Consider the following 5,848-nt stretch of genomic DNA (forward strand, 5'->3'; position numbering starts at 1 on the left):
ATCCCATATAGGGGCGGGAAATGGCAGGCGAGGGTGCTTGCCGGAAAGAGCGTTGGGTGCAGCGATGACGAAATGGTTGCCGAATTCGTGGAGAGCAAAGCCGATCAAGCAGGTTCCTGCCTATCCGGACCTTGCCGCGCTGAAGAACACGGAGGCCCAGCTCGCAACCTTTCCGCCGCTGGTTTTTGCCGGTGAGGCGCGCAAGCTGAAGAAGCAGCTCGCTTCTGTCGCCGCCGGTGACGCATTCCTCCTGCAGGGCGGCGATTGCGCCGAGAGCTTCGCCGAGCATGGCGCGGACAACATCCGCGACTTCTTCCGCGTCTTCCTGCAGATGTCCGTGGTGCTCACCTTCGCCGGCGCGCAGCCGGTGGTGAAGGTTGGCCGCGTTGCCGGCCAGTTCGCCAAGCCGCGTTCGTCCGACAACGAGACCAAGGGCGAGGTGACGCTGCCCAGCTATCGCGGCGACATCATCAACGGCATCGAATTCGACCCGAAGTCGCGCATTCCGGATCCCGCTCGCCAGGAAATGGCGTACCGCCAGTCGGCGGCGACGCTCAACCTTTTGCGCGCCTTCGCGCAAGGCGGCTATGCCAGCCTGGAGAATGTGCACCGCTGGATGCTCGGCTTCGTCTCCGACAGTCCGCAGGGCGAGAAATATGAGTCTCTTGCCAACCGTATCACCGAGACGATGGACTTCATGAAGGCCGTCGGCATCACTTCGGAAACCAACTACGCGCTGCGCGAGACGGATTTCTACACCAGCCATGAGGCGCTGCTGCTCGGCTACGAGGAGGCACTGACGCGCGTCGATTCGACCTCCGGCGACTGGTACGCCACGTCAGGCCACATGATCTGGATCGGCGACCGCACCCGCCAGCCCGATCATGCGCATGTCGAATATTGCCGTGGGATCAAGAACCCGCTCGGGCTGAAATGCGGTCCTTCGCTGACGCCGGACGGCTTGCTGGAGCTGATCGACCTGCTCAATCCCGAGAACGAGCCCGGCCGGCTGACGCTGATCGCCCGCTTCGGTTCCGACAAGGTCGCCGACCATCTGCCGAAGCTGGTGCGCGCGGTGCAGAAGGAAGGCCGCTCCGTGGTGTGGTCGTCGGACCCGATGCACGGCAACACGATCGAGGCCGCCGGCTACAAGACGCGGCCGTTCGACCGCATTCTCAAGGAGGTCCAGACCTTCTTCGAGGTGCACCGCGCCGAAGGCACGCATCCGGGCGGCATCCATGTCGAAATGACCGGCAAGAACGTCACCGAATGCACCGGTGGCGCGCGCGCCATCACCGCCGAGGAATTGCAGGACCGCTACCACACCCATTGCGATCCGCGCCTTAACGCCGACCAGGCGATCGAACTGGCCTTCCTGGTCTCGGATCTGTTGAAGAAGAGCCACCCGGTGCAGCACAAGCAGGCGGTCAACGGCTGATTTTCGCGCAGTCCGAATAAGATCCACGAAAGGGCGTCCGAGAAATCGGGCGCCTTTCATGTCTGCGCTAGTCCAGTGTTCCCGGCACCAGCGGGCAGGGACTGTCAGTCCTTCTTGTAGAGCAGCCAGCTCTTGCCGGCCCGGCCTGCCATCGTCGAGTGCTTGGTGACCCGGTTGCGGCCGCTGACCTTGGAGCGATAGAGCGCCCGGTCGGCCTTGGTGTAGAGATCTTCGGGTCCTTCGGCTTCGGACGCCATGCAGATACCCATCGAGACGGTGACGGTGCCGTAATTCGTGCCGGTCTGGCTGCTGGTGAACGGCGTCTGCTCGATCAGGGCGCGAATGCGCTCCGCAACGTCATAGGTGGCGTCCTCGCTGGCGCCCTCGATGATCAGCGCGAACTCCTCGCCGCCGGTGCGGGCGACGAACATGTCGCCGCGAATGCTGGTCTGGAAAATATCGGCGATGCTCTGGATGATCTTGTCGCCGACCGGGTGGCCATAGCGGTCGTTGATATCCTTGAAGCGGTCGATGTCGACAAGAACCAGGGCGTTGAACAGGATACCCCTGTTGCTGTTGTAGATCCTGGTGATCTCCTTGTCGAAGGCGCGCCGATTCCAGATATGCGTCAAGGGATCGGTGTCAGCCAGGCGCTTGTACTCCTCAAGCTTCGACTTGACGCTTTCGAGTTCGGCCGTCTTGTCGCTGAGCGTCGAGGCCACCTGCCGGCCGTGATCGATCGTCGAATTGGTGGCAACCGCCATGGCGTTGGCGATCTTCTGCAGGAGATCCTGAGAGAGAAGGCTGCGTCCGCTGAGGCCGCTCGATGTCTCATCGAGGATCCTGCCGTATTTCTCGATGTGGCTGCGCTCGCTCCGCAGCAGCGAAGCAACCTCCTCGAGCTCCCTGGCAATGACGTCTCTGGCATGCTCTACGATGCCAGGGCCATGGTTGTGGGCAAAGAAAGTGCGCCCGATCTGGTCCAGTTCATCCTGTGTCGGCCGGCTGGCCAGCGAAACGACGGCCAGGCTGAGTTCGCGATTGGTGCCGCTCAGGGCCTCATAGAAGATCTCGTAATTGCGCGGCAGGCCGAGCACGCCCAATTGGCGCATTGTCGCGACAACAGTGGCTGCGATGTCGGTGCTTCGTTCGGTCGGGACAGCTGCCGGCTGCATCTTGGTTCTTCCCCTCGGATCCTCCGCGGAATTCGCGGTTTCCCTTTGTCGCCGAGCCCTGGGGAATGCGACCGACGCTTCGAACAACTTGCGAAGGGATGCGTCCCCACCCACGGCCTTCGCTTGCAGGTGACCATAAATGCGCCGTCGCTAAAGTTTCCTTAACTGGCAGAGGTTCAGCGGGTTTTCTCTGTCTGCGGGCTGTAAAAGCCTTAGTCCGTGCGTCCAACAGTTGGAAACAACGCCGGTGCGGCGGCTTGAATTCGCGATTCGCGCATCGCACTCTTGAAAATGAAACCGAATTTCGGATTCTCCACGCCAGCACATGTCGCATTTGCTTGCGTGCTTGCGCGGCAAAGCTGGAATCCTAAGCCATGCCCGGCACTTTTCTTCAAGGAGGATCGACGTGAGTGATGGTCACCAGGGATCGTGTCTGTGCGGAGCCGTCCGCTTCAGAACGAACGGGGCGCTGCGTGGCGTCGTCTATTGCCATTGCTCGCAATGCCGCAAGCAGAGCGGACATTTCTATGCCGCGACCAATGTTGCCAACGCCGACATCGTGATCGAGGGCACGGAAAGTATCACCTGGTACGAAGCCTCTACCTTCGCCAGGCGTGGGTTCTGCAAGGCATGCGGATCGGTGCTGTTCTGGAAGCCGCGGGACCAGGACTACGTTTCGGTCATGGCGGGATCGTTCGACAAGCCGACAGGTCTTGAGGGCGAATGCCATATCTTCGTCGGTGACAAGGGCGACTATTATTCGATCGACGACGGGCTGCCACAGTTTGAAAAGTCGACACCGTCCATACCGGTTGCTGAATGAATCTTGGACAAGTCACCTTATTCCATTGATCTGGCCAGCCATTGCATTATCCCGTGCCGGTGATTCGCAAAGGGGTTTGGCATGCAGCGGCTGATCGATGCTTATTTCAATTCGGTGCGGGCGTTTCGCAAGCTGGCCACCAGCGAGAAGGCTTTCCAGCAGGAGCTGATGCTGCTGGCGCTTGCCTTGCCGCTCGGCTGGTTCGTTTCGATCTCGTGGCGCGGTTATGCCTTGCTGATCGGCGCCGTGTTGCTCTTGATCATGGTCGAAGTGCTTAACACCGGCATCGAGGCGGCATGCGACGCTTTCAGCCGCGAGTTCAATGTCGATATCCAGTTGGCCAAGGATTGCGGTTCGCTGGCGGTGCTGATTTCGGTACTCATCGTCGCCGGCGTCTGGGGCATTGCCATTATCGAGCGGATCACCGGGCTACCGATCTAGCCTTTCGATGCCTATATGCCAGTCACCAAAGGAGACTGTCATGGCCGGGGCCGCCAATTTTCTGCTTCTCGAACGCGTGGGCCTGCCGGATGATCTGCGCTGGCTGGCCGAGAAATATCCGCGTGAAAACTGGCAGGATCATGCCAATATCCACGGCATCGCCAATATGTGGCTGCAGCGGCACGACATGTTCCGCGAACTTGGCGGCATGCTGGCCAACGGCATCGGCGACTACCGTGAGGGACGGCTGACGGCGCCTGATTTCGCGCGCTGGTTCGCGCCCCGCCTCAATCATTTTCTAGGCAACCTCGACGGTCACCACAACGTCGAGGATTATCAATATTTCCCGGTCTTCGCCAAGGCCGAGCCCCGTTTGAAGCACGGCTTCGAGATACTCGATGCCGACCATCACACCATCCATGAAGGGCTGGAGCGTAATGCCGAGGCGGCCAATGCGTTCATCAAGACGCTTCAGGAGAGCGAAGACAGACAGCGCTTCGCCGCCGACGCCTATGCCGACGAAAACAGCCGGCTGATCGCCATGCTGACAAGGCATCTTGCCGACGAGGAAGACCTGATCATCCCGCTTATCCTCGATCGGGGGGACCAGGCGCTCGGCGTGGATTGACGATCAGCCCTCCCTGGCGCGTTCCTTGCTGGCGATGTGACGGGCGACGAGCCATGCCAGAACGGCCACGGTCAAGCCGATGCCAAGCCCGATCAGCAACCGTTCGTGATGCATCAACGCCTGGCCGATGACGTGCTCGGCGCCAAGTCCAAAGACATAACCGATCGTGCCGAACAGCACCGCCCAGACCGCCGATGAAAGCGCGTTGAGGATGACGAAGCGCGGCGCAGCGATGTTGGAAAGCCCGGCTGCAATGCCGCCGACGAGGCGCATGCCGTAGATATAGCGGTTGGACAGCACGAAAATGTCGGGATGGGTGTTGAGCAGCCGAAAGGCGCGGCGGAAGCCGGGCCGTTTGCGCAATCTGACGGCATAGGGATGGTCGGCGAAGCTTCGTCCGAGGATGAAGAAGAAAGTATCGCCGACGAAGGCGCCGAGCGCCGCCGCAAGAACCGCGTGCCACAGGACGAAGACCTGCTGGTGGGCGAAGAAACCGCCAAGAATGGCGGCACTTTCGCCCTCCGCGACGCAACCGATAAAGACCGCGAGCAGCCCGTATTGTTCGATGAAATGATGGATCGCGTCGGTCATGAAGCCGACTGCTGCGAAGACAGCCTTTCGTCGATCCGCTTGATCATTTCGGTCAGTTGCACGATCTCGTCGCGCATACCGAGAATCTGGCCGTGGCGCAGTTCATCCAGCTTTTCATGCAGCGCCATGATCTCGATCTCGGCTTTCAGGTTGACCTCGTAGTCGTGGGCGGCGTCGATGCGGTCGCGTTCGGTCTGGCGGTTCTGCGCCATCATGATCACCGGCGCCTGCAAGGCGGCGACCATCGACAGAACGAGATTGAGGAAGATGAACGGGTAGGGATCGAAGGCGTCACGCGACAGCAGCCAGACATTGGCTGATGTCCACAGGATCAGAAAGGCGATGAAGGTCAGGATGAAGGACCATGACCCACCGATGCGGGCGATCGTGTCGGCGAGCCGGTCGCCGAAGGTCTGGTGGAAGGCGACGGTCTTGTTGGTGTCGCGCGAGATGGTGGTGCGTTCGAGCGTCGATTGCAGCACCCGGCTTTCGAGCTGGCTGAGGCCGTCCGGCCGCCGCTTGAGCCAGCGGTTCGCCAGGTCGTCGATCGTCTTGTTCATGGACATCTCCAGGGTCTTTGGCTTGCCGTAAGAGGTAGAGGCTGCCGGCTCACACGGGAAGTGTTAGATTGATTCCAGTTGCCGAGGGACCAATGGCCGATTTCAAGAAAATTCGCGCACGCGCCGCAAAACGCAAGGGCGGCGAAGAGGAACTGACGTCGCTGCTGGGTCCGGCGCCTGACAATGCCGCCG

7 protein-coding genes and 1 pseudogene are annotated in these 5,848 nt (G+C 60.8%); 5 read left to right on the top strand and 3 right to left on the bottom strand.

Annotated features, from left to right (window positions below; all coding sequences use genetic code 11):
- The first annotated feature begins 64 nt into the window (after positions 1–64).
- Entirely contained in the window at positions 65–1,438 is a 1,374-nt protein-coding gene (locus EN984_RS19960; protein ID WP_127383894.1) for a 3-deoxy-7-phosphoheptulonate synthase class II, read from the top strand.
- Between the two features lie 104 nt (positions 1,439–1,542).
- On the opposite strand, the gene EN984_RS19965 is transcribed toward EN984_RS19960, so the two are convergent.
- The gene (locus EN984_RS19965) at positions 1,543–2,613 is read right to left on the bottom strand and encodes a diguanylate cyclase (protein ID WP_127271420.1); all 1,071 of its coding nucleotides are present in this window, start codon (positions 2,611–2,613) and stop codon (positions 1,543–1,545) included.
- A 406-nt stretch (positions 2,614–3,019) separates the two neighbouring features.
- Here EN984_RS19965 and EN984_RS19970 point away from each other — a divergent pair, with 406 nt between their 5' ends.
- The 3 genes from EN984_RS19970 (at position 3,020) to EN984_RS19980 (ending at position 4,505) form a co-directional block, all read left to right on the top strand.
- Positions 3,020–3,436 carry a GFA family protein gene (locus EN984_RS19970; RefSeq protein ID WP_027036778.1) on the top strand — a complete coding sequence of 139 codons (417 nt, stop codon included), beginning with the start codon at positions 3,020–3,022 and terminating at the stop codon, positions 3,434–3,436.
- Positions 3,437–3,517: 81 nt separating this feature from the next.
- The gene (locus EN984_RS19975) at positions 3,518–3,877 is read left to right on the top strand and encodes a diacylglycerol kinase (RefSeq protein WP_023810560.1); all 360 of its coding nucleotides are present in this window, start codon (positions 3,518–3,520) and stop codon (positions 3,875–3,877) included.
- Between the two features lie 40 nt (positions 3,878–3,917).
- Positions 3,918–4,505, top strand: coding sequence for a hemerythrin domain-containing protein (locus EN984_RS19980; RefSeq protein ID WP_127268647.1), 588 nt, complete (start codon positions 3,918–3,920; stop codon positions 4,503–4,505).
- Between the two features lie 3 nt (positions 4,506–4,508).
- Here EN984_RS19980 and EN984_RS19985 read toward each other — a convergent pair whose 3' ends face one another.
- Entirely contained in the window at positions 4,509–5,096 is a 588-nt protein-coding gene (locus EN984_RS19985; protein WP_127383895.1) for a DedA family protein, read from the bottom strand.
- Positions 5,093–5,656: a DUF1003 domain-containing protein gene (locus EN984_RS19990; protein ID WP_127268645.1), complete on the bottom strand. Its 564-nt coding sequence runs from the start codon at positions 5,654–5,656 to the stop codon at positions 5,093–5,095. Before EN984_RS19990 ends, EN984_RS19985 begins: the two co-directional genes overlap by 4 nt.
- A 92-nt stretch (positions 5,657–5,748) precedes the next feature.
- On the opposite strand from EN984_RS19990, the pseudogene EN984_RS38875 reads away from it, so the two are divergent.
- Positions 5,749–5,848: pseudogene (locus EN984_RS38875) on the top strand (DNA-3-methyladenine glycosylase I); the annotation flags it as partial.

It is taken from the genome of Mesorhizobium sp. M7A.F.Ca.CA.004.12.1.1 (assembly GCF_003997835.1).
Lineage (GTDB): Bacteria > Pseudomonadota > Alphaproteobacteria > Rhizobiales > Rhizobiaceae > Mesorhizobium.